Origin of the sequence: Staphylococcus sp. LKG3-1 (genome assembly GCF_048568385.1) — a bacterium.
In the GTDB taxonomy this organism is placed as follows: domain Bacteria; phylum Bacillota; class Bacilli; order Staphylococcales; family Staphylococcaceae; genus Staphylococcus; species Staphylococcus saprophyticus.
The window spans coordinates 2,185,963-2,211,575 of the sequence record NZ_CP183796.1; the positions used below are offsets into that span (position 1 = coordinate 2,185,963).

A 25,613-nucleotide genomic window follows, 5' to 3' on the forward strand; every position below is an offset into this window, starting at 1 on the left:
ATGTAAGAATATTTAGTTGAATATAATGACTATAGAGAAGTCGCTAGGGACATGTTAAAATATAGGGACATATAAAATAGAATTTCAGTTTGAAAAGTAGGGGATTTAATGACATTACCATTAACAGATCGGCTCAATCATTTATTGAATAAGCAACCAATTTCCATGCATGTACCTGGCCATAAAAATATGACGATAGGCTATTTAAATGAGTTGAAAATGGAAATGGATATGACAGAAATTACAGGATTGGATGATTTGCATCAAGCTGAAGATGTTATTGGGCAAAGTATGCAACATATCAACAAGCATCCTGATTATGATGCTTACTTTTTAGTCAATGGAACGACATCCGGTATATTAGCAGTGATACAAAGCTTTGCTAAAGTAAAGGGAGAGTATATCATCGCAAGAAATGTACATAAATCTGTTTTTCATGCTTTGGATTTAGCGCGTGCTTCTAGTAAATTATTAAAAACGAGCATAAGTAGTAAGACAAAACAGTATGTTGGTCCAGACGAAGTGTCACTAAAAACTCAGGTAGATAAAGCGAAATTAGCAGTTTTCACTTATCCTAATTATTATGGCGAGTGCTTTGATGTAGCGTCTACGATTAAGTATATGAAAGCATGTCAAATTCCTACATTAATAGATGAAGCTCATGGTGCGCATTTCAATTTAATGGGTTTTCCAAATTCTACATTGAATATGGGGGCGGATTATGTTGTGCAGTCTTATCATAAAACGTTGCCATCACTCACGATGAGTTCTATTATTTTTATACATAAAAAGGCGCCGTTACGTGAAGATATATTGAAATATTTAACTTACTTTCAATCTTCAAGTCCATCCTATCTTTTGATGAGTAGTTTAGAATTAGCACATGACTTTTATAAAAGCTATGATAGTAGTCTGTTTTTTGAAAAAAGATCACAGTTAATTAAAGTGTTAAAAGATAAAGGTATGCGTATTATTGCTGTAGAAGATCCACTCAAATTGAATATTCAGTGTAATGGTTATACAGGAATCGAACTTCAAACACTTTTTGAAAACCAAGAGATTTATGTAGAGCTTGCGGATGACTATCAAGTTTTACTAGTCCTACCTTTATGGCATAAAGGCGATCAATTTCCATTTGATGATTTGTTAGCAAGAATAAGCGCAATAAATATAGAAACAAGAGTTGCGTTTGAAGTAACGGATGTACCCTTTTACAATGAAGAAGGTACGTATGATTATAGAGAAATAGATAAGGTTAAGAAGATAGATATAGATAAAGCATATAATAAAATATTGGCGACGCATTTAACTCCTTATCCTCCGGGTATTCCAATCATGCTAAGAGGAGAAATTATCACTAAAAATATGATAAAATTAATGAATTATTGGTGTAATCATCAAATTAGAGTTGAAGGTATGAAAGATAATAAAATAGAAATTAAGGATGAATAAGATGTCTGCATTTATAACTTTTGAAGGGCCGGAAGGTTCAGGTAAAACTACTGTGATACAACAAGTAGCACAAAAATTAGAAAATCAATACAGTGTTGTGCTCACAAGAGAGCCCGGTGGCGTAAAGACGGGAGAGCAAATTCGTGAGGTATTACTTGAGGGTGACGACATGGATGATCGTACAGAAGCATTATTATTTGCAGCTTCAAGACGAGAACATCTTGTGGGTAAAGTCATTCCATCTTTAGAAAATGGGAAATTAGTATTGTGTGATCGATATATAGATAGTTCTTTAGCATATCAGGGCTATGCACGGGGTATAGGAATAGAAGAAGTAAAGTCTATTAATGAATTTGCAATAAATGGTTTATATCCTGATATTACAATTTATTTAGATGTGAGTGTAGCTGTAGGTCGGGAACGTATTTTGAAAAATCAACGAAATCAAAATCGTCTTGATCAAGAAGACGTAAAATTTCATGAAAAAGTAGTTGAAGGATATAAAAAAATTATTCATAATGAGTCTGAACGCTTTATCGTGATAGATGCAGATAGAAGCATAGATGAAGTTGTGAACGCAACATATGAATCTATAAGCAAATACTTAGAAAAATTATGATATAATACTGGGAAGAGGTGTTTAGTATGAAAATGATTATAGCAATTGTACAAGATCAAGATAGTCAAGAGCTTTCAGACAAACTTGTTAAACATAACTTTAGAGCAACGAAACTTGCAACAACCGGTGGATTTTTAAGAGCGGGTAATACAACATTCCTATCAGGTGTCGAAGATGACCGTGTAGACGAAATGTTGAAAGTGATTAATGACACTTGCGGTAATAGAGAACAACTTGTATCACCTATAACACCAATGGGTGGAAGTGCAGATTCTTATATACCTTACCCAGTTGAAGTAGAGGTTGGAGGAGCAACGGTATTTGTAATGCCTGTTGAAGCTTTCCATCAATTCTAGAATTATGGTTGCTATATATGGTAACCTTTCAAATTACATTTTTGTTTAGGACACATATAAGATGGTCTTAAGAAATGTGCTTTGTAAGGCAACTATGTATGAGCAGCCTTTTTATATAAAGGAGTAACTTTATGATGGATGAACAAGAAAGACTGACGAAAGCGTATCAATCAAACAAATTGTCGCATGCTTACTTATTTGAAGGCGATGATGGCCAAACAATGCAGCAAGTCGCTATTGATTTTACGAAACTTATTTTATGTAATGGAGATTATCAATGTCAGTTAAAGGTAGAAACATTTAATCATCCTGATTTTATGTATGTATCATCTGAAGAAACAACAATAAAAAAGGATCAAGTTGAACAATTAGTACATCACATGAATCAACTTCCAATCGAAGGCGATTATAAAGTGTACATTATTGAATCTTTTGAGAAACTAACAGTTCAAGGCGAAAATAGCATTTTAAAGTTTTTAGAAGAGCCTCCAGAAAACACAATAGCCATCTTATTAACTACAAAACCAGAACAAATTCTAGATACGATACATTCTAGATGCCAACATGTTTATTTTAAACCAATTGATAAAACCAAGTTTATTAATCGATTAGTTGAGCGAGAAATTGCTAAACCAGTAGCTGAATTGTTAAGTACATATACAACGCAAATTGAAGTCGCTGTTACGCTTAATGAAGAAACCGATTTAATGGCTCTACGCAAGAGTGTTGTTAAATGGTGCCAATTATTGTTAACCAATCGTTCAATGGCTTTGATAGCTATTGTGGATTTATTAAAACAAGCTAAAAATAGAAAATTGCAGTTAGTGACATTAGCAGCAGTTAATGGTTTCTTTGAAGATGTCATGCATGCTAAAGTAGGTATGGATCAAGATATGATATATCATGATTTAAAGGAAGATATCAAAGCATTTTCGAAAAAACTAACATACAATCAAATTATTTTGATGTATGATCAAATAACAGAAGCACATAAAAAATTGAATCAAAATGTTAACCCGATGTTAGTATTTGAACAAATTGTAATAAAAGGGGTGAATTAATAATGCAAAATATAGTCGGAATAGATTTTCAAAAATCAGGTAAAATGGAATATTATTCACCAAAGGGTTTTGATTTAGACGTTGGCGACTGGGTAGTCGTAGAATCAAAAAGAGGATTAGAAATGGGACGCGTGAAATATGCACCATTAGATGTTGCGGATCAAGATGTCACATTGCCATTAAAAGAAATTGTTCGTCTCGCTACAGAAGATGATTTGCTACAATATGAAAAAAATGAGTATGATGCGGATGAGGCAATGGCATTATGTAAAGAGACGATACAACAACACGAGTTAGAAATGAGGTTGGTAAATTGTGAATACACACTAGATAAATCAAAAGTTATCTTCAATTTCACTTCTGATGAACGTGTCGATTTTCGAAAGTTAGTTAAAGTATTGGCGCAGAAGTTAAAAACACGTATTGAGTTAAGACAGATTGGTGTCAGAGACGAAGCTAAATTACTAGGTGGTATAGGGCCATGTGGCCGTTCACTGTGTTGTTCTACGTTTTTAGGTGATTTTGAACCAGTTTCTATTAAAATGGCAAAAGATCAAAATCTATCTCTCAACCCCACTAAAATATCTGGAGCCTGTGGTCGCCTAATGTGCTGTCTTAAATATGAAAATGATTATTATGAAGAAGCACGCGCGCAATTACCAGATGTCGGAGACGCTATTGAAACGCCTGAAGGTAATGGAAAAGTCATAGGTTTGAATATTTTAGATATTTCTATGCAAGTTAAAGTCGAGGGCCTAGAGCAGCCACTTGAATATAAAATGGAAGAATTAGAAACATTAAATTAGGAGGCTAATACAACATTGAATCGTAACGACATATTTGAAAAATTAGCAAATCTAGAAGCCAATATAAACCAAATCAACAGTGATATGGGAAATTTAAAAAAACTTACCGTTGAAGTGATTGAAGAAAATGTCGCCTTACAAATAGAGAATGAAAATTTAAAAACTTTAATAGACAAAGAAGAAAAACCTAAAGCGGTTGAAAATGGGAAAAAGCTACCAAAGAAACAACCGCTACGTAGCAAAGATAATTTAGCAATGCTTTATAAAGAAGGTTTTCATATTTGTAATGGAGAATTATTCGGTAAACACAGAAAAGGTGACGATTGTTTATTTTGTCTTGAAGTATTAAGTGAATAATCGAACTGATTTAAATGGTTAATGTATAATGATGACATGTGATTGAGGATGAGGTGTAGCGATAGGCTTGATTATTAAGCATCGTTATCTCGTCCTCTTTTTTTAGGGAGGAAAGGGAAATGTTGTTAGAGAATGAGAGGTTAGACTATTTATTAAAAGAAAACCTTAGAATTATACAAAATGATAATGTATTTTCTTTTTCGACGGATGCGTTATTACTTGGTCACTTTACCAATGTGAAAAAGCGCGATAATATAATGGATTTGTGCTCTGGTAACGGCGTAATTCCTTTAGTAATATCGAATAAAGGGCAACAAATGATAGATGCTGTCGAAATTCAAGAGCAATTAGTAGACATGGCTAGAAGAAGTATTACATATAACCAACTAGAAGAGAGAATCCATATGTATCAAATGGACTTGAAAGAAGCACATAGATATTTCAAGCCGTCTCAATATGATTTAGTCACTTGTAATCCTCCTTATTTTAAAACAAATCAGCAACACCAACATCAAATAGATGCGCATAAGATAGCGAGACATGAGATAATGTGTACATTAGCAGATTGTTGTTATGCTGCAAGGCATTTGTTAAAGCAAGGTGGTCGATTTATCATGGTTCATAGGGCGGAACGTCTAATGGATGTCTTAAGTCATATGAGAACTTATCAAATTGAACCTAAAAAAATTTATTTTATATACAGTAAACTGGATAAAGCGGCTCAAACGATTGTTGTTGAAGGTAGAAAAGGCGGGAATCAGGGCTTAGAAATTCAACCACCATTCTACATATATAACAAAGATGGCACTTATACCGAAGAAATGAGAGAAATATATTATGGATAAACATTATATATATATTGTTAAGTGTAAAGATGGCAGTCTATATACAGGATATGCAAAAGATATAGAAAAAAGAATTATCAAACATAATAATGGTCAAGGTGCCAAATATACAAAAATAAGACGTCCTGTACAATTAGTTTACCAAGAAATGTTTGATACCAAATCTGAAGCATTGAAACGTGAATATGAAATCAAGACATTTTCACGTCAAAAAAAACTTAAATTAATAAGTGAGGGATAGCTTATGTCAACGTTATATTTAGTAGGAACGCCCATCGGTAACTTAGCAGATATTACTTATCGTGCAGTAGATATATTACGGAATGTAGATTTGATAGCTTGTGAAGATACGAGGGTGACAAAAAAATTATGTGCGCATTATGAGATACAAGCACCACTCAAGTCCTATCATGATCACAACAAAGAACAACAAACAGATTATTTAATTGAACAATTACAAGAAGGTGTGGATATTGCACTCGTATCAGATGCAGGCTTACCACTTATTAGTGACCCGGGATATGAACTTGTTGTAGCTGCAAGAGAAAAACAAATTAGAGTAGAAACAGTACCTGGACCTAATGCGGGTTTAACTGCACTGATGGCAAGTGGGTTGCCTTCTTTTACTTATACATTTTTAGGATTTTTACCTAGAAAAGAAAAGCAAAAACATTCGATATTAGAACAGCGTATGTATGAAGATAGCACGTTGATTATTTATGAATCACCGCATCGTGTGAAAGATACCTTAAAAACAATTCTAAACATAGATGAAGCGCGTAAAGTATCAGTTGGAAGAGAACTTACTAAGAAGTTTGAGCAAATTGTCACAGGCTATGTAAGCGAAGTGATTGAGCAACTTGAAGATGGAAATATTCCGTTGAAAGGTGAGTTCGTTGTCCTTGTTGAAGGTGATGAACATGTAGAGGATACTTCGTGGTTTGAGGATATGTCTATAAAAGAACATGTAACGTATCATATAAATCAAAATATGAAACCTAAAGCAGCTATAAAAGTTGTTGCGGAAGCACGTCATATGAAAACGAGCGAAGTATACGACATTTATCATGTGGTTAATTAATCATTTTATAAGTCTTCAAAAGAGACGTGAAAGTGACTTAATATAAAATCATATATAAACAATAAAAAAGTGTTGAAAAACTCCCATAACATGCGTGATTTATGGTAATGTAGATAAGATAGAGATTATTAACCATTATTAAATCATATCAGTAAAAAAGTGGAAAAAACGCATATGAATCGTACACTATCCATATAATTCATTAATATGAAATGCATATAAAAACAGTACAGAAGCATACGTCTACTTTATTGAAAACAATATTAAATTTAGATATATTTATGATGTAAGAAACGAGGAGGAACATTGATGGCGAAAGAAACATTTTATATCACTACACCAATATATTATCCAAGTGGGAATTTACATATCGGTCATGCTTATACGACAACAGCTGGTGATGTAATCGCACGTTATAAAAGAATGCAAGGCTATGATGTTCGTTATTTAACGGGAACGGATGAACATGGACAAAAAATTCAAGAAAAAGCACAAAAAGCTGGGAAATCAGAAATCGAGTACCTTGATGAAATGATTGCTGGTATTAAAGATTTATGGGGAAAACTAGAGATTTCAAACGACGATTTTATACGTACAACAGAAATTAGACATAAAGAAGTTGTACAACAAATATTTGAACGTTTATTGGCTCAGGGAGATATTTATCTTGGTGAATATGAAGGTTGGTATTCTGTTCCGGATGAAACGTATTATACTGAAACACAATTAGTCGATCCAATTATGGAAAACGGAATGATTGTTGGAGGTAAGAGTCCTGATTCTGGTCATGAAGTAGAATTAGTAAAAGAGGAAAGTTATTTCTTCAATTTATCTAAATATACAGACCGTTTATTAGAATTTTATGATGAAAATCCTGAATTTATTCAACCGCCTTCACGTAAAAATGAAATGATTAATAATTTCATTAAACCAGGACTTGAAGATTTGGCAGTATCAAGAACATCATTTGATTGGGGTATTCGTGTTCAATCAAATCCTAAGCATGTTGTTTATGTTTGGATAGATGCGCTTGTAAATTATATTTCTTCATTAGGTTATCTATCAGATGATGATAGTCTATTTAAGAAATATTGGCCTGCAGACATTCATATTATGGCTAAGGAAATTGTACGATTCCACTCTATTATATGGCCGATTTTATTAATGGCACTAGACATTCCATTACCTAAAAAAGTTTTCGCACATGGTTGGATACTTATGAAAGATGGGAAAATGAGTAAATCTAAAGGTAATGTTGTAGATCCTAACGTATTGATTAATCGTTACGGTTTGGACGCAACACGTTACTACTTAATGCGTGAATTACCATTTGGCTCTGACGGTGTATTTACACCAGAAGGATTTGTAGAACGTACAAATTATGACTTAGCAAATGACTTGGGTAACTTAGTTAATCGAACAATTTCAATGGTGAACAAATATTTTGATGGTGAACTACCAGCATATCAAGGTCCTAAACACGAATTAGATAAAGATATGGAACAAATGGCACTAGATACTGTCAAAACTTTCCATGAAAATATGGACGACTTACAATTCTCAGTAGCACTTTCAACTATATGGAAATTCATTAGTCGTACTAATAAATATATCGATGAAACGTCACCATGGGTTTTAGCTAAAGATGAGGATCAAAAAGAAATGCTTGGTAACGTAATGGCACACTTAGTAGAAAATATTCGTATTATTGCGGTATTATTAAGACCATTCCTTACACATGGACCAAAACAAATCTTCAGCCAATTAAATATTAATGCACCAGAACTTTTTGAATTAGAAAGTATTGAACAGTATGGCGCATTAACTGAACCGATTATGGTGAGTGGTAAACCCGAACCAATCTTCCCACGTTTGGATAGCGAGGTTGAAATTAGCTATATCAAGGAATCAATGCAACCAGACAAGATTGAAGAAGAAGTTGAGGAAGAGTTGCCTAGCAAAGCGCAAATTGATATCAAAGATTTTGATAAAGTAGAAATCAAGGCTGCAACAATTATTGACGCCGAGCAAGTGAAAAAATCTGATAAGTTATTAAAAATTCAAGTTGATTTGGATAGTGAACAACGTCAAATCGTTTCAGGTATTGCAAAATTCTATCAACCTGAAGATATTATTGGCAAAAAGGTAGCAGTTGTCACTAATTTAAAACCAGCTAAATTAATGGGTAGAAAATCAGAAGGTATGATACTTTCTGCTGAAAAAGATGGTGTACTTACACTTGTAAGCTTGCCTAGTGCAATTCCAAATGGTGCAATAATTAAATAATCACAAATTGAGGGAGCGGAATTAATATGCTAATCGATACACATGTTCATTTAAATGCAGATCAATATGATGAAGATTTAGAGGAAGTCATTGAACGCGCAAGAGAGAATGGTGTGGATCGTATGTTTGTTGTTGGTTTTGATACGCCGACAGTAGAACGTACGATGGAGCTCATTGACCAATATGAATTTATCTATGGCATTATTGGTTGGCACCCTGTAGATGCGATTGATTGTACTGAAGAGCGTTTAGAATGGATTGAAAAACTTGCAGCACACCCTAAAGTGATTGGCATTGGTGAAACCGGATTAGACTATCATTGGGATAAGTCGCCCAAAGATGTTCAACAAGCATTGTTTAGAAAGCAAATTGCATTAGCAAAACGCGTAAATTTACCAATTATCATTCATAATAGAGAAGCGACACAAGATTGTGTAAATATTCTTAAAGAAGAACACGCTGAAGAGATTGGTGGCATTATGCACAGCTTTAGCGCGTCACCTGAAATTGCTAACGATGTTATCAATAAATTGAATTTTTACGTATCATTAGGTGGTCCTGTTACATTTAAAAATGCAAAACAACCAAAAGAAGTTGCAAAGCATGTGCCTTTTGATAGACTGTTAGTTGAAACGGATGCACCATTCCTATCGCCACATCCCTATAGAGGCAAAAGAAACGAACCTGTCCGCGTAACATTAGTTGCGGAACAAATTGCTGAATTACGTGGTGTGAGTTACGAAGAAGTGTGTAAACAAACAACTGAAAACGCAGAACGATTGTTTAAATTAAAAGCATAATCATATTTCAAAAAGGTATCGGTCTGAGATAGAGCTTAGTTGATATAAGGCATACTAAGTGGTAATCACAATTAAAACCGATACCTTTTTTATTTTTATCTAAAATGAATTAAAGTAACGAAAGGTGAAGCAATAAATGAAAATAAATGAATTTATTGTAGTTGAAGGTAGAGATGACACTGAACGCGTAAAAAGAGCTGTTCAATGTGATACGATTGAAACAAATGGTAGCGCCATTAACGAATCAACGTTAAAGGTAATTGCACAAGCCTATGAAACAAGAGGTGTTATCGTATTAACTGACCCTGATTTCCCGGGTGATAAAATCCGCAACACGATACAAAAACAGATTCCCGGTGTGAAACATGCATATATTGATAAAGAAAAAGCTAAAAATAAACGTGGAAAAATTGGCGTAGAGCATGCACAATTAAGTGATATTAAAGAAGCTTTAATGAATGTGAGTACACCTTTTGAAGAAGGTCATGAATCAATAAGTAAAGATGTTTTAATCGATTTAGGATTAATCGTTGGTAAGGACGCACGTCATAAAAGAGAAAAGTTAGGTCGCAAACTGCATATAGGCCATTCTAATGGTAAACAGTTAATCAATAAGTTGAATGCATTTGGCTATACAGAAGAAGATGTTAGGTCTGCTTTAAGTGATGAAGAAGGAAGTGAATCGTAAATGGATTATAAAGATATTGCCACACCAACACGTACGAAAGCTTTACTTAATCAATATGGCTTTAATTTTAAAAAAAGTCTCGGTCAAAACTTTTTAATTGATGTGAATATTATTCATAATATTATTGACGCAAGTGATATTGATGAACAGACAGGTATAATAGAAGTGGGTCCTGGTATGGGGTCATTGACAGAACAATTAGCAAAAAGTGCTAAAAAGGTTATGGCATTTGAAATAGACCAACGTTTAATACCTGTATTAAAAGATACGATGGGACCTTACGATAATGTAACCGTGATCAACGAAGATATACTTAAAGCAGATATCGCACATTATGTAACAGAACACCTGGCTGATTGTGAAAAGATTATGGTTGTCGCAAACTTACCTTATTATATTACGACGCCAATATTATTAAATTTAATGCAGCAGAAATTACCAATTGATGGCTATGTAGTCATGATGCAAAAAGAAGTTGGAGAACGACTTAATGCCCAAGTTGGTACAAAAGCCTATGGCTCACTCTCAATCGTTGCACAATATTATACAGAAACAAGTAAAGTATTAACGGTGCCTAAATCAGTTTTTCTTCCGCCACCTAATGTAGATTCCATTGTTGTAAAATTGATGAAACGTCCAACACCTATCGTTGATATTGACGACGAAAATAAATTTTTCAAAATGACAAAAGCGGCATTTAGTCAAAGACGTAAAACAATCAATAATAATTACCAAAGCTTATTTGTAAACGGTAAAGTGAATAAAGAAAAAATATTGGAATGGTTAGAAGCGGCTGGCATCGATCCTCGAAGACGTGGAGAGACACTTTCAATAAAAGAATTTGCAAATTTATACAATGAATTGCAAAATTTCACAGAATTAGAATTTTAAATTATTGACAAGCGCGTCCGACATTGCTAAAATTGATATTTTATTTGACAAAAACCTCCATTTTGTGTTATTATACAACTTGTAGCGAGGTGGAGCAATATGCCAAAATCTATTGGAGACATCAAAAATTCACTTGATTGTCAATTAGGAAACAGAATTGTACTTAAAGCGAACGGTGGACGTAAAAAAACAATTGAACGTAGTGGTGTGTTAAAAGAAACTTACCCTTCTGTTTTTATTGTGGAACTAGATCAAGATATTTATAATTTTGAACGTGTGTCTTATACATACACTGACGTTTTAACTGAAAACGTACAAGTTTCTTTTGAAGATGATAATCATCAAGAAGCAATTGCACACTAAATAAAAGTAATTAAAGTCATGTTTGATTGTCAGAATCTTACTTTCACAATAGACTTTAATATTCGAACGATTGATATAAAAAGGTATGTTGGTGTATAGCGCCGACATACCTTTTTTTGATTTTTATACATATAAAAGAAAATTATTTTATCTAGTAAACACGTTATTGTAAAATAGTGAATTAAGAAATGATTTGATTTTTCGACATAGTTGAAAGTTTATTTTTAAATTTTTATTTATTTGTATTTTGGCGCAATATATTAACTTTTGAAAAAACCGACAACACAATGATAACAATATGTTAAAATCATTTTATTACCATATCGAAATTGAAAGAGGGTGGGAATATGATTTATGAAACTGCGCCAGCTAAAATTAACTTAACGTTGGACACACTCTTTAAACGAGATGATGGTTTTCATGAAGTTGAAATGATAATGACAACGATAGATTTAAACGATCGCTTATCATTTGAACTGCGTAAAGACAAAAAAATAGTTGTTGACGTAGAACAGACTTATGTTCCCTCCGATAATAAAAATTTGGCATATAAAGCTGCAGAACTAATGAAAAAGACCTATAATTTACAACAAGGTCTGACCATTACGATTGATAAAAACATACCCGTGTCAGCAGGGTTAGCAGGTGGATCGACAGATGCTGCAGCTACGATGAGAGGCATGAATCGTTTATATAAGTTAAATAGACCGTTAGAGGAACTATGTGCATTAGGAATACAAATTGGAACGGATATTCCTTTTTGTATATTAGGTAAGACTGCTTTGTGTAAGGGCAAGGGCGAAATAATCGAATATTTGGATAAACCGCCTTCTGCTTGGGTTGTGGTTGCTAAACCTGATTTAGGTATATCGTCACCATATATATTTAAGAAATTAGATTTAACACAACCGCATACAGTGCATACTGAAGCATGTGAAAATGCTTTAATTTCTGGAGATTACGAACAATTATGTAAAAGTCTTTCAAATCGCTTGGAACCTGTTTCGGGAAAGATGCATGATGAAATATTAAAAATAAAAGCCAATATGTTAGCAAATGGTGCGGATGGTGCTGTTATGAGTGGTAGTGGCCCGACAGTTTATGCGTTAGCTAGGAAAGAGAGACAAGCAAGACACATATATAACGCGGTTAATGGTTGCTGTAATGAAGTACATATTGTAAGATTGTTAGGCTGAAAAAGAAGGGATGAAATGAATGCGCTATAAAAGAAGTGAACGTATTGTGTATATGACACAATACTTAATGAATAATCCAAACAAATTAATACCACTAACATATTTTGTACAAAAGTTTAAACAAGCTAAATCTTCAATTAGTGAAGATGTACAAATTATTAAAACAACTTTTCAAAAAGAAAAGCTTGGCACGGTTATTACTACGGCAGGTGCTAGCGGTGGTGTGACCTATAAACCAGAAATGAGTAAAGCGGAAGCGACGGAAGTGATTGATGATGTTATTGCTCAACTTCAGGAGAAAGATCGTTTATTACCAGGTGGATATTTATTCTTATCCGATTTAATGGGGAATCCTACTTTACTTAATCGTGTTGGTAAATTAATTGCAACACTGTATATGGATGAAGAGATAGATGCCATTGTAACGATTGCAACTAAGGGGATCTCATTAGCCAATGCAGTAGCGAATGTATTGAACTTGCCAGTAGTTGTTATTAGAAAAGATAATAAGGTTACTGAGGGATCAACAGTTTCTATTAACTATGTCTCAGGCTCATCTAGAAAAATTGAAACGATGGTGCTTTCTAAGAGAACATTACCAGAAAATTCTAACGTGCTCGTGGTTGACGATTTTATGCGTGCTGGAGGTTCAATCAATGGTGTTATGAATTTGATGAATGAGTTTAAAGCTCATGTTAAAGGGGTATCGGTACTAGTAGAATCAAAAGAAGTTAAGCAAAGATTAATTGAAGATTATACATCCTTAGTTAAACTATCTGATGTAGATGAATACAATCAGGAGTTTAAGGTGGAACAAGGCAACAGTTTAACTAAATTTTCTTAAAAGGAGCGATTTCGACATCATGAAAGTTATTAATACTGAAAAGGCACCTGAAGCATTAGGGCCATATTCGCATGCAACAGAAATTAATGGACTTGTGTTCACATCAGGACAAATTCCTCTAAATTTAGAAGGACAAATTGTTAGCGATGATGTAAAAGAGCAAACGAAACAAGTCTTAGAAAATTTAAAAGTTGTGTTAGACCAAGCTGGATCAGATTTAGATTCAGTAATTAAAGCTACTATTTTCATTGCTGATATGAATGAATTTCAAAATATAAATGAAATTTATGGCAAATACTTTAGTAATCATCAACCAGCGAGAAGTTGTGTTGAAGTGGCAAGATTGCCGAAAGATGTTAAAGTTGAAATAGAGTTAATTGCAAAAGTGAAATAAGGATTTATAATTTTTAATAAAATTGTTAAGCTTCTAACAAAGAGATACTAGGGGGGCTCACTACATGAAAGTGACAGATGTAAGACTTAGAAAGATACAAACAGATGGAAGAATGAAAGCGCTTGTTTCAATTACGTTAGACGAGTCATTTGTTGTACATGACTTACGCGTAATTGAAGGCAACACAGGTCTATTCGTCGCAATGCCGAGTAAACGTACACCAGATGGTGAATTCCGAGACATTGCTCATCCAATTAACTCAGAAATGAGACAAGAAATACAGGATGCAGTAATGAAAGTATATGAAGAGACTGATGAAGTCATCCCTGACAGAAATGCGCAATCATCAGACGATTCTGAAGAAGCTTAAATAAAATACGTTCAGCTATTTGAGGGAAAATAGTTGTTATATACACGACCGAATAGGGCGGAAAATTTATTTTCAAAATGATTTTTTTGCTCTATTTTAGTAGATGTGACTATTTAAATGGATAACTTAGCTAAAGTGATGCATAAGTGTGACTGATTTTTTATGTGAATATGCAGTAGTTTATGGAAAAGTTATTTTATAATTTCGATATAGTCATTTAACGTCTAATTGATATAAACCAGACCGAAACATATATGTTCGGTCTGGTTTTTTGCATACTTATCGCTTTAAAAATAAAAAGTGTTGATTTTAAAAAGGTGACAGAAATGATTTGTTTTAGGGAATGGAAAATAAATGGGAATAAAATGAATATTGGTTAATTTTAAATAATATAAAAATAAGAAATACAAGTGTGACTATGTTGATATTTTCGTAAATAAAAAATTATATTATATTAGAGATATTATAGATTTCGCATAAATTTTGAAGCGTTTCCATAGGTATTCAATGATGACAAATAGGGTTATGCAATTTTTTAATATTAGTAATAAAAATATTTCTATTATATAACATTGGTGCTTTGAGCCTTGAAAGTGTGACTAGCGTTAAATTATAATAGGTAGGAAGTGTATATTTTAATGGAGGGTTAACATACATGCAAAGACATGCAATAGTACTTGCAGCAGGCAAAGGTACACGTATGAAATCAAAGAAATACAAAGTACTTCATGATGTAGCAGGTAAAACGATGATCGAACATGTTGCAGATAATGTGAAGCAATCTGGAATAGATCAGCTTGTTACCATTGTTGGACACGGTGCAGATAGTGTCAAAGAGACACTTGGAGACACATCGCTTTATAGTTTTCAAGAAGAACAATTAGGTACAGCACATGCTGTTAAAATGGCAAGTGAGCATTTAAGTGAAAGTCAAGGGACGACGTTAGTGGTTTGTGGAGACACGCCATTGATTACGACAGCAACATTGAAATCATTGGTTGAACATCACGAGAACAATCAAGCACATGCAACAGTTTTATCAGCGACAGCAGAAAATCCATTCGGTTATGGACGTATTTTACATGACTCAGAAGGACGTTTGGTGAGTATTGTTGAGCAAAAAGATGCAACAGATGCAGAGCAACAAATTAATGAAATTAGTTCAGGTATTTTTGCGTTTGATAATCAAGTCCTATTCGAAAAACTAGAATTAGTCAAAAATGACAACGCACAGAGCGAATATTACTTGCCTGATGTACTTTCTTTAATTTTAGAAGATCGTGGTATTGTTGAAGTTTTCCATACGAATGATTTTGAGGAAATCATGGGCGTGAATGATAGAGTAATGCTTAGCGAAGCTGAAAAAGCTTTTAGAAAACGCATTAACGAACAGCATATGAAGAACGGTGTAACAATTATTGACCCTGCGACGACTTATATCGGAGCTGATGTTAGAATTGGTGAAGATACAGTAGTTGAGCCTGGTGTGAAACTCTCTGGCAATAGCGTGATTGGTGAAGATACTGTTATTGGACAATATACGGAAATTACGAATAGTAAAATAGGTTCAAATGTCACAATTAAACAATCTGTCATTAATGAAGCGATAGTGGATGATTATGCTACGATTGGTCCGTTTGCACAACTTCGTCCAGGTGCAGATATAGGTAAAAAAGTAAAAGTTGGTAACTTTGTTGAAGTTAAAAAATCAGTGGTGAAAGCAGGAGCCAAATTACCTCACTTAAGTTATATTGGTGATGCTGAAATAGGTGAAAGAACGAATGTTGGATGTGGTTCTATCACAGTTAACTATGATGGGATTAATAAATTTAAGACGGTCATTGGTGATGATTCCTTTATCGGATGTAATACGAATCTCGTTGCACCAATTACTTTAGGTAATCGTTCATTTATAGCCGCAGGATCAACAATCACTGATAATGTACCAGAAGACAGTTTAGCGTTAGCGAGAGCTAGACAAACGACTAAAGAAGGTTATTTGAAAAAATAAACACAAATGTTTAGACAAGCTTACTTAAACTGTTAAAATCAATATAGTTAAAGATAATCATAACAATTATTTATGTTGCTGAGCGATATAAGTTTTGCCTTGTCTACAAACCAAAACGAATTGAAAGAATTAATTGGAGGACTATAAATGTTAAACAATGAGTATAAGAATTCTGCTTTGAAAATATTTTCTTTGAAGGGTAATGAACCGTTAGCCCAAGAAGTGGCAGATCATGTTGGAATTGAATTAGGGAAATGTTCTGTAAAACGTTTCAGTGATGGAGAAATTCAAATCAATATTGAAGAAAGTATTCGTGGTTGTGATGTTTTTATTATTCAACCAACATCAAATCCAGTAAATTTACATTTAATGGAATTGTTAATCATGATAGATGCTTGTAGACGTGCTTCAGCAGCGAACATTAATATCGTTGTTCCATATTATGGCTATGCACGCCAAGACAGAAAAGCGCGCAGTCGTGAACCAATCACAGCAAAACTTGTTGCAAACTTAATTGAAACTGCTGGCGCAGACCGCATGATTGCATTGGATTTACATGCACCTCAAATACAAGGTTTCTTCGATATGCCAATTGACCATTTAATGGGTGTGCCGATTTTAGCGCAATACTTTAAAAATGAGACAGATATCGACCCTGAAGAGTGTGTTGTTGTATCACCAGACCACGGTGGGGTGACAAGAGCTCGTAAACTTGCAGATATACTTAAAACGCCAATCGCGATTATAGATAAACGTCGTCCGAAACCAAATGTTGCAGAAGTGATGAATATTGTTGGTGAAATTGAAGGTCGAACAGCAATTATTATTGACGATATTATAGATACGGCTGGTACGATTACTTTGGCTGCCCAAGCGTTAAAAGACAAAGGTGCGAAAGATGTTTATGCTTGTTGTACGCATCCCGTACTATCAGGTCCTGCAAAAGAACGTATTGAAAACTCAGCGATTAAAGAACTTGTAGTTACAAACTCCATTCAATTAGATGAAAAACGTAAACCAGAGAATACTAAAGAATTATCAGTAGCAGGGTTATTGGCTCAAGCAATTATACGTGTATATGAACGCGAATCAGTTAGTGTGCTATTTGACTAATAGCCTTTAACAATGTATAATAATTTCGTTCGTGAAATATCACGATAAATAAACATTTGCAAGCAACAGATTGTTGATGGGCAAATGAGGAGCTCTTAGATAGAGCATTTATGAAAGGTGGAAACTGAATATGGCTTCATTAAAGTCAATTATTCGTCAAGGTAAACAAACGCGTTCAGACCTTAAAACACTAAGAAACACTGGTAAAGTACCAGCAATCGTTTATGGTTACGGTACAAAAAATACTTCAGTTAAAGTAGACGAAGTAGAATTTATCAAAGTTATCCGTGAAGTTGGACGTAACGGTGTAATCGAATTAGGCGTAGGTTCTAAAACAATTAAAGTAATGGTTTCAGACTACCAATTCGACCCACTTAAAAACCAAATCACTCATATTGACTTCTTAGCAATCAATATGACTGAAGAACGTACTGTAGAAGTACCAGTTCAATTAGTTGGTGAAGCTGTAGGAACTAAAGAGGGCGGCGTTGTTGAACAACCATTATTCAACCTTGAAGTTACAGCTACTCCAGATAACATCCCTGAATCAATCGAAGTTGATATCAGTGAATTAGAAATAAATGATAGTCTTTCTGTTGAAGATATCAAAATTTCTGGTGATTTCACTATTGAAAACGAAGCTAGTGATTCAATCGTAACAGTAGTTCCTCCAACTGAAGAACCTACTGAAGAAGAAATCGAAGCAATGGAAGGCGAAGCAGCTACTGAAGAGCCAGAAGTTGTAGGCGAAGAAAAAGAAGATGAAAGTGACGAAGACCAAAAAGAAGAAGAATAATCTTTCTTTTTGAGTTGATGTCATGTGTTGATGTATCAACGCAATATTATCTTATAAAAAGCACCATGCTTAATACGTTAAGCGGGTGCTTTTTTATGTTATTATAGTGAATGATACAAAATACATAACTTGTAAAGCATATAATTTATATAAATATTAGATAATGAGCATACAGAGAGTGGAGGTAACGTAATGAAATGTATTGTAGGCCTAGGCAACATAGGTAAACGCTTCGAACAAACAAGGCATAATATTGGCTTTGAAGTCATAGATTTTATGTTAGAGCAAAATAGATTTTCTTTAGATAAACAAAAGTTTAAAGGTGCGTACACAATAGAGCGTTTAGCTGGAGAAAAAGTAATGTTCATAGAACCTATGACAATGATGAATTTGTCAGGTGAGGCAGTGGCACCTTTGATGAAATACTATGACATTGATATAGAGGATTTAATTGTCTTATATGATGATTTAGATTTACCTCAGGGTGAAATTAGACTCAGACAAAAAGGTAGTGCTGGTGGACACAATGGCATGAAATCCATTATTCAAATGTTAGGAACAGACCAGTTCAAACGAATTAGAATCGGCGTTGATCGACCTTCAAATGGCATGGCCATCGTAGACTATGTCTTGCAAAAATTTTCAAATCAAGAAATGGAAACGATGAATAAAGTAATAGAACATTCTGCACGAGCGATCGAAGCTTATATAGAAAGTAATCGATTTGACCGTGTAATGAATGAATATAATGGTGAGATTAAGTGAAATCAATAATTACAGAATATATAAATGAAGACAAACGATACCAAGAGTTAAACGAAGTATTTGGTAAAGAAAATGTTTTAGTAACCGGACTATCTGGTGCCGCAAAAGCAACGATTATAGCTGAAAAATATTTGAAGAGTGAGCAGCAACTACTTGTTGTTACAAACAATCTTTATCAAGCAGATAAGTTAGAAAGTGACTTACTGCAATTTGTAGAAGATAGTGAAATATATAAATATCCGATGCAGGATATTATGACAGAAGAATTTTCAACACAAAGCCCTCAATTTATGAGTGAACGCGTGCGAACATTAACGGCACTTGCTCAAGAAGAGAGAGGGTTATTTATCGTACCTTTAAACGGATTGAAAAAATGGCTCACGCCGGTAGATATGTGGAAATCGCATCAATTAACGCTAAATGTAGGCGACGATATTGACATTGACGAATTTTTAAATAAGCTTGTAAATATGGGATATCGTAGAGAAAGTGTCGTTTCACATATAGGAGAATTTTCATTACGTGGTGGGATTGTAGATATCTACCCATTAATTGGTAAGCCAGTACGTATTGAATTTTTCGATACTGAAGTAGACTCTATACGTGATTTTGATGTAGAATCTCAACGTTCTGAAGGCAATATCGAACATGTTGATATCACAACTGCTAGTGACTATATCATTACCGAAGATGTGCTTAAACATACAAAGCATAAACTAAAGCAAGCATATGAAGACACACGTCCAAAAATTGAAAAGTCTGTGCGAAATGAATTAAAAGAAACTTATGAAAGTTTTCAATTATTCGAAGCAGAAATGTTTGATCATCAAGTGCTTCGTAGACTAGTAGCATTTATGTATGAACAGCCAGCAACGATTATGGATTACTTTAAAGAGGATGCCATTATTGCTGTAGATGAATATAATAGAATTAAAGAAACTGAAACAACTCTTGTAACTGAAATAGATGAATTTATGCAAAATTTAATTGAAAGTGGAAAAGGTTTTATTGATCAAAGTTTTCTACAATATGAAGGTTTTGAAAATTTATTAAAACCGTTTGCGGTTACCTACTTTACATTGTTTACAGCAACGATGCCTGTTCAATTAAATGAAATCATTAAATTTTCATGTAAACCAGTACAACAGTTTTATGGACAGTATGATATTATGCGTTCTGAATTCCAAAGATTTATTCAAAATGATTACACGATTGTTGTACTTGCAGAAACGGAAACGAAAAAAGAACGCATTCAATCTATGCTAAATGAAATGCATATACCTACCTTTATTGATACACCAAGTCGTCGAAATGAAGGTGGCAGTGCCATTATTACAGAAGGTAGTTTGTCAGAAGGTTTTGAGCTACCTTACATGCAATTAGTTGTTGTCACAGAGAGAGAATTATTTAAATCAAAACAAAAGAAAAAACCAAAACAGCATAAAACGTTAACGAACGCTGAAAAAATCAAATCTTACCAAGACTTGAAAGTTGGCGATTATGTCGTTCATGTCCATCATGGTGTTGGTAGATATTTAGGTGTTGAAACACTTGAAGTAGGTGGCGTGCATAAAGATTATATTAAATTACAATATAAAGGCACCGACCAGTTATTTGTTCCCGTTGATCAGATGGATCAAGTGCAAAAATATGTTGCGTCAGAAGACAAATCTCCTAAGTTGAATAAGCTTGGCGGAACAGAATGGAAAAAAACAAAAGCCAAAGTACAACAAAGTGTTGAAGATATGGCTGATGAATTGATAGAGCTATATAAAGCACGTGAAATGTCTGTGGGATATAAATTTGGACCTGATACAGCAGAACAAAATGATTTTGAAATTGATTTTCCATACGAACTTACACCCGACCAAAGTAAATCGATAGAAGAAATCAAACAGGATATGGAAATTGAGCGTCCTATGGATAGATTACTATGTGGTGATGTAGGTTACGGTAAGACAGAGGTTGCTGTACGTGCAGCATTTAAAGCAGTTATGGAAGGTAAACAAGTAGCATTTCTTGTGCCGACGACGATACTTGCACAACAACACTATGAAACGTTGATAGAGCGTATGCAAGACTTTCCGATAGAAGTACAACTCATAAGTAGATTTAGAACTACAAAAGAAGTTAAAGAAACGAAAGAAGGACTAAAGTCAGGATTCGTTGATATCGTTGTAGGAACACATAAATTGTTAGGTAAAGATATTCAGTATAAAGATTTAGGCTTGCTTATAGTAGATGAGGAACAACGTTTTGGTGTACGTCACAAAGAGCGTATTAAATCACTGAAGAACAATGTAGATGTACTCACATTAACAGCGACACCTATTCCACGTACATTGCATATGAGTATGCTAGGTGTGAGAGATTTATCCGTTATAGAAACACCACCAGAGAACCGCTTCCCAGTACAAACTTATGTTTTAGAGCAAAATACGAATTTTATAAAAGAGGCATTGGAACGGGAACTATCAAGAGATGGCCAAGTATTTTACCTATCCAATAAAGTGCAATCTATTTACGAGAAAAGAGAACAGCTGCAAATGCTTATGCCTGACGCGAATATCGGTGTAGCACATGGTCAAATGAATGAACGTGATTTAGAGGAAACGATGCTCAGCTTTATTAACCATGAATATGACATCATTGTTACTACAACAATTATAGAAACAGGCGTCGATGTACCAAATGCTAACACGCTGATTATTGAAGACGCTGATCGTTTCGGACTCAGCCAATTGTATCAATTAAGAGGACGTGTAGGACGTTCAAGTCGTATAGGTTATGCTTATTTCTTACATCCTACCAATAAAGTGTTGTCTGAAACTGCTGAGGACCGCTTACAAGCGATAAAAGAATTCACTGAACTAGGTTCAGGTTTTAAAATTGCCATGCGAGATTTAAATATTCGTGGTGCAGGTAATTTATTAGGTAAACAACAACACGGTTTCATTGACTCTGTTGGTTTCGATTTATATTCTCAAATGTTGGAAGAAGCAGTTAATGAAAAACGTGGCGTAAAAGCAGAAAAACAAGATGCACCTGAGATTGAAATAGAACTTAATATCGATGCTTATTTACCAGCTGAATATATACCAAATGAACAATCTAAAATTGAAATCTATAAAAAATTGCGTAAAATTGAAAGTGAAACACAATTAATGGATGTTAAAGATGAATTGATCGATCGCTTCAATGACTATCCAATAGAAGTAGAAAGATTATTAGAAATGATGGAAATTAAAGTTCATGCGTTACACGCAGGTGTGACGTTAATCAAAGATATTGGTAAGCAAGTAGAAGTCTACCTGTCAGAAAAAGGTACAACAGATATCAATGGTGAAACATTATTTAAACAGACACAGCCACTTGGTCGTACGATGAAAGTCGGAGTTCAAGAAGGCAAAATGAAAGTAACGTTAAATAAAACAGGTAACTGGTTAGACAGTCTAAAATTCCTAACGAAAAGTTTAGAAGAAAGTATGGTTATAACTGATGAAATCTAAAACGGATAAGTCATCTGCTTTTAACGGAGTAGTTGTGCTTACATTAGCACTCATCATAGTTAAAATATTAAGTGCAATCTATCGAGTACCTTATCAAAATATCTTAGGTGACGAAGGACTGTATGCGTATCAACAAGTTTATCCAATTGTTGCTTTAGGTGTTATTTTGACAATGAATGCCATACCGAGTGCTGTTACTCAAATGTTTGGAGCAGACGGTCATCCTCGCCAATATATGAAGGTTTTAGTCGGATTGCAGATTGTCAGTACTAGTTTTTTCTTAGTTTTGTTAATCTGTGCAAAATGGATTGCTACCTTAATGGGTGATGTTAACCTCGCACCAATGTTAAGCGCATCGAGTTTTAGTTTCTTATTTGTTAGTATATTGGGTATTTATAGAGGCTACTATCAAGCGCATCAAAATATGAATATACCTGCAATTTCCCAGGTTATAGAACAGTTTGTTCGTGTTGGCATTATCATTATCGCCATTGTTCTATTTATGACACAACAATGGTCACTGTATGCGGCTGGGACATTGGCGATTATTGGTTCAGCTTTTGGATTTTTAGCATCTAGTATATATCTTGTGTTGAAACGACCTTTCAAATTAACCGCATTTAAAGCGCAAAATATTGAACATAATAAGGTTGTTGCATGGCGACAATTGGCATTAGCCATTGTGATTTTTGCTGTAAGTCAACTTATTGTGATTGTATGGCAAGTTGTGGATAGCTTTACCGTTATCCATGCTTTGCGGAATACAGGATTGAGTTTTCAAGAATCTACAACGCAAAAAGGCATTTATGATCGTGGTGCATCTTTTATTCAAATGGGGTTAATCGTCACTACCACATTTTGTTTTGTCCTTATTCCATTGCTGACAGATGCGATTAAAGTTAAGAATCATGTACTTATCAATAGATATGCGAATGCTTCTATTAAAATTACTATGCTATTTAGCATTGCTGCGGGTATCGGTTTGATTAATTTACTACCTATCATGAACCATGTATTTTTTAAAAATGATAGCCAAACCGGAACTTTAGCAGTGTATATGCTAACTGTTATATTTGTGTCTTTAATTATGATGGATATTGCATTGTTACAAGTGAAGAATCAAGTGCGACCTATATTTCAAGCGTTTATTACTGGTGTAGTGAGTAAAGCGATTTTAAATGTAGTATTGATACCGCCATTTTTCATGTTAGGTGGTAGTTTAAGCACAGTGTTATCATTAATCTTATTTGCTGCCATTTTGCATTATCACGTATTGAAACATTATCAATTCCGTAATATGAAAAAATATGTCGCAAAATTAATTTTTACAATGCTGATATTATCCGTTGCCGTTCAACTAACAATGTGGTTACTTCCTACACAGGGACGCGTCGCAGGTATTGTTGAATTGGTCGTTGCTGCAGGTGTAGGCGTTATCGTCATCATCATTGCAATTGTTCGTACTGAGCTATTAAGTTTTAAAGAGTTAAAGCATTTACCATTGGGTGATAAACTCATCCATATGAAAAGAGGGAAACGATAATGACTGGAAAAATTATAATTGTTGGATTGGGTAATTATGGCATTGATGAATTACCCTTTGGAGTATATAAATTTTTGAAGCATCACCCCTTCGTTTATACGCGTACGTTAGATCATCCAGTTATAGAAATATTGACTTCTGAGGGTGTCGTATTTCAAAGTTTTGATGAAGTTTATGAATCAAATAGTGGGTTTAATGAGGTTTATGAAGACATTGTATCTCAACTTATGACTAAAGCACGAAATTCAGACACAGATATCGTCTATACAGTTCCGGGGCACCCTCGCGTTGCTGAGACAACCACTGTTAAGTTAGAGGCCTATGCGCAACAAGATGATGATATTGAAATTAAAGTCTTAGGGGGCAAAAGTTTCATTGATGATATCTTTGAAGCGGTTAAAGTTGACCCTAATGATGGCTTTACATTACTTGATGCTACTTCTTTAAGCAGCGAACAGTTGAATATTCGAACGCACACACTGATTACTCAAGTGTTTAGTTCCATGACTGCTGGAGATTTAAAAGTCACATTGATGTCGCGTTACGATGATGAACAAATTGTATTCATTATTGATGGTGCGCATGCTAACGGTGCCAATGTCATTGAAACACCCTTATACGAATTAGATCACCATCCAGACATTTTCAGCAACTTAACCAGTGTATTTATTAAGCGCGTTGAAAATGATGCCACATATATGAGTGATTTTGACTATGCGACAGGAATTATCGACAGACTTGTAGATGATGAAATTGGATGTCCTTGGGATAAAATTCAAACACACCAAACGTTAAAACGTTATTTACTGGAAGAAACGTTTGAATTGTTTGAAGCGATAGATAATGAAGATGATTGGCATATGATTGAAGAACTTGGTGACATATTATTACAAGTGTTATTACATGCAAGTATTGGTAAAAAAGAAGGCTATTTTGATATAAATGAAGTAGTACAAAGTTTATCCGAAAAAATGATACGCAGACATCCACACATTTTTGGAGAGGCGCATGCAGAAACTGAAGAAGATTTAAAACACATTTGGGCAGACGCCAAAGCAAAAGAAGGAAAAGTCCAACGCGTGAAATTCGAAAAAGTGTTTGCAGAGCATTTCATGAAGTTGTATGATAAAACAAAAAATATGTCGCTAGATGAAGCTGCTTTAAAAGATTATTTAGAGCAAGGAGGAGATAAATCATGAGACTGGATAAATATTTAAAAGTATCAAGACTGGTAAAACGTCGTACATTAGCGAAAGAAATTAGTGACCAAGGTCGTATCACTGTAAATGGTTCAGTTGCTAAAGCTGGAACAGATGTTAAAGTAACGGACGAACTTGTCATTCGTTTTGGACAAAAAATTGTAACAATAAATGTAACAGGGTTAAGTGAACATGCAACTAAAGAAAACGCAAAAGGCATGTATGAGATTGTTAAAGAAGAAAAAGTTGGCGGAGAATAATAGAGGAG

General features: G+C 34.2%; 26 protein-coding genes. All 26 read left to right on the forward strand.

Annotation, left to right across the window (positions count from 1 at the left end; translation table 11 throughout):
- Positions 1–108 precede the first annotated feature (108 nt).
- The 26 genes from ACM595_RS10775 (at position 109) to ACM595_RS10900 (ending at position 25,605) form a co-directional block, all read left to right on the forward strand.
- A complete protein-coding gene (locus tag ACM595_RS10775) occupies positions 109–1,452 on the forward strand; it encodes an aminotransferase class V-fold PLP-dependent enzyme (protein WP_419744295.1) in 1,344 nt (447 codons plus the stop codon).
- Position 1,453: 1 nt separating this feature from the next.
- A complete protein-coding gene (tmk, locus tag ACM595_RS10780) occupies positions 1,454–2,071 on the forward strand; it encodes a dTMP kinase (RefSeq protein WP_002484221.1) in 618 nt (205 codons plus the stop codon).
- Between the two features lie 26 nt (positions 2,072–2,097).
- Positions 2,098–2,427 carry a cyclic-di-AMP receptor gene (locus tag ACM595_RS10785; RefSeq protein WP_002484220.1) on the forward strand — a complete coding sequence of 110 codons (330 nt, stop codon included), beginning with the start codon at positions 2,098–2,100 and terminating at the stop codon, positions 2,425–2,427.
- Between the two features lie 134 nt (positions 2,428–2,561).
- Complete coding sequence (locus tag ACM595_RS10790) at positions 2,562–3,488, forward strand: ATP-binding protein (protein WP_041080854.1); 927 nt, start codon at positions 2,562–2,564, stop codon at positions 3,486–3,488.
- A 2-nt stretch (positions 3,489–3,490) separates the two neighbouring features.
- Complete coding sequence (locus tag ACM595_RS10795) at positions 3,491–4,294, forward strand: PSP1 domain-containing protein (RefSeq protein ID WP_115340748.1); 804 nt, start codon at positions 3,491–3,493, stop codon at positions 4,292–4,294.
- 15 nt (positions 4,295–4,309) lie between these two features.
- The gene (yabA, locus tag ACM595_RS10800) at positions 4,310–4,651 is read left to right on the forward strand and encodes a DNA replication initiation control protein YabA (RefSeq protein ID WP_041080841.1); all 342 of its coding nucleotides are present in this window, start codon (positions 4,310–4,312) and stop codon (positions 4,649–4,651) included.
- A gap of 119 nt (positions 4,652–4,770) precedes the next feature.
- Positions 4,771–5,496, forward strand: a complete 726-nt coding sequence (locus ACM595_RS10805) for a tRNA1(Val) (adenine(37)-N6)-methyltransferase (RefSeq protein ID WP_069838111.1) — start codon at positions 4,771–4,773, stop codon at positions 5,494–5,496.
- A complete protein-coding gene (locus ACM595_RS10810; RefSeq protein ID WP_011303879.1) occupies positions 5,489–5,737 on the forward strand; it encodes a GIY-YIG nuclease family protein in 249 nt (82 codons plus the stop codon). Before ACM595_RS10805 ends, ACM595_RS10810 begins: the two co-directional genes overlap by 8 nt.
- A 3-nt stretch (positions 5,738–5,740) precedes the next feature.
- Entirely contained in the window at positions 5,741–6,577 is an 837-nt protein-coding gene (gene rsmI, locus ACM595_RS10815; protein ID WP_419744296.1) for a 16S rRNA (cytidine(1402)-2'-O)-methyltransferase, read from the forward strand.
- A gap of 309 nt (positions 6,578–6,886) precedes the next feature.
- Entirely contained in the window at positions 6,887–8,863 is a 1,977-nt protein-coding gene (gene metG / locus ACM595_RS10820) for a methionine--tRNA ligase (RefSeq protein ID WP_041080844.1), read from the forward strand.
- A 26-nt stretch (positions 8,864–8,889) separates the two neighbouring features.
- Entirely contained in the window at positions 8,890–9,663 is a 774-nt protein-coding gene (locus ACM595_RS10825; RefSeq protein WP_002484212.1) for a TatD family hydrolase, read from the forward strand.
- 136 nt (positions 9,664–9,799) lie between these two features.
- Entirely contained in the window at positions 9,800–10,351 is a 552-nt protein-coding gene (gene rnmV / locus ACM595_RS10830; RefSeq protein ID WP_011303876.1) for a ribonuclease M5, read from the forward strand.
- Positions 10,352–11,242, forward strand: coding sequence for a 16S rRNA (adenine(1518)-N(6)/adenine(1519)-N(6))-dimethyltransferase RsmA (gene rsmA / locus ACM595_RS10835; RefSeq protein WP_002484210.1), 891 nt, complete (start codon positions 10,352–10,354; stop codon positions 11,240–11,242).
- 99 nt (positions 11,243–11,341) lie between these two features.
- Complete coding sequence (gene veg, locus ACM595_RS10840; RefSeq protein WP_002484209.1) at positions 11,342–11,605, forward strand: biofilm formation stimulator Veg; 264 nt, start codon at positions 11,342–11,344, stop codon at positions 11,603–11,605.
- A gap of 347 nt (positions 11,606–11,952) precedes the next feature.
- Positions 11,953–12,801: a 4-(cytidine 5'-diphospho)-2-C-methyl-D-erythritol kinase gene (gene ispE, locus ACM595_RS10845; RefSeq protein ID WP_041080845.1), complete on the forward strand. Its 849-nt coding sequence runs from the start codon at positions 11,953–11,955 to the stop codon at positions 12,799–12,801.
- A gap of 19 nt (positions 12,802–12,820) precedes the next feature.
- Positions 12,821–13,645 (forward strand): pur operon repressor, encoded by an 825-nt coding sequence (gene purR, locus ACM595_RS10850; RefSeq protein WP_002484207.1) that lies wholly within the window; start codon positions 12,821–12,823, stop codon positions 13,643–13,645.
- 19 nt (positions 13,646–13,664) lie between these two features.
- On the forward strand, positions 13,665–14,039 hold the full coding sequence (locus ACM595_RS10855; RefSeq protein ID WP_002484206.1) for a RidA family protein: 375 nt from the start codon (positions 13,665–13,667) through the stop codon (positions 14,037–14,039).
- A 64-nt stretch (positions 14,040–14,103) separates the two neighbouring features.
- Positions 14,104–14,409 carry a septation regulator SpoVG gene (gene spoVG / locus ACM595_RS10860; protein WP_011303873.1) on the forward strand — a complete coding sequence of 102 codons (306 nt, stop codon included), beginning with the start codon at positions 14,104–14,106 and terminating at the stop codon, positions 14,407–14,409.
- Between the two features lie 655 nt (positions 14,410–15,064).
- Positions 15,065–16,420, forward strand: coding sequence for a bifunctional UDP-N-acetylglucosamine diphosphorylase/glucosamine-1-phosphate N-acetyltransferase GlmU (gene glmU / locus ACM595_RS10865; RefSeq protein ID WP_002484204.1), 1,356 nt, complete (start codon positions 15,065–15,067; stop codon positions 16,418–16,420).
- 147 nt (positions 16,421–16,567) lie between these two features.
- The gene (locus ACM595_RS10870) at positions 16,568–17,533 is read left to right on the forward strand and encodes a ribose-phosphate diphosphokinase (RefSeq protein ID WP_011303871.1); all 966 of its coding nucleotides are present in this window, start codon (positions 16,568–16,570) and stop codon (positions 17,531–17,533) included.
- A gap of 130 nt (positions 17,534–17,663) precedes the next feature.
- Positions 17,664–18,329, forward strand: a complete 666-nt coding sequence (locus ACM595_RS10875; RefSeq protein WP_041080848.1) for a 50S ribosomal protein L25/general stress protein Ctc — start codon at positions 17,664–17,666, stop codon at positions 18,327–18,329.
- Positions 18,330–18,521: 192 nt separating this feature from the next.
- A complete protein-coding gene (gene pth, locus ACM595_RS10880; RefSeq protein WP_002484201.1) occupies positions 18,522–19,094 on the forward strand; it encodes an aminoacyl-tRNA hydrolase in 573 nt (190 codons plus the stop codon).
- Positions 19,091–22,603 (forward strand): transcription-repair coupling factor, encoded by a 3,513-nt coding sequence (gene mfd / locus ACM595_RS10885; RefSeq protein WP_419744297.1) that lies wholly within the window; start codon positions 19,091–19,093, stop codon positions 22,601–22,603. Before pth ends, mfd begins: the two co-directional genes overlap by 4 nt.
- Positions 22,593–24,146, forward strand: a complete 1,554-nt coding sequence (locus tag ACM595_RS10890) for a polysaccharide biosynthesis protein (protein ID WP_069826009.1) — start codon at positions 22,593–22,595, stop codon at positions 24,144–24,146. Before mfd ends, ACM595_RS10890 begins: the two co-directional genes overlap by 11 nt.
- Complete coding sequence (locus ACM595_RS10895) at positions 24,146–25,345, forward strand: MazG nucleotide pyrophosphohydrolase domain-containing protein (protein ID WP_037539114.1); 1,200 nt, start codon at positions 24,146–24,148, stop codon at positions 25,343–25,345. The genes ACM595_RS10890 and ACM595_RS10895 overlap by 1 nt, the downstream gene beginning before the upstream one ends.
- Complete coding sequence (locus ACM595_RS10900; RefSeq protein WP_002484197.1) at positions 25,342–25,605, forward strand: RNA-binding S4 domain-containing protein; 264 nt, start codon at positions 25,342–25,344, stop codon at positions 25,603–25,605. Before ACM595_RS10895 ends, ACM595_RS10900 begins: the two co-directional genes overlap by 4 nt.
- Positions 25,606–25,613: the final 8 nt, after the last annotated feature.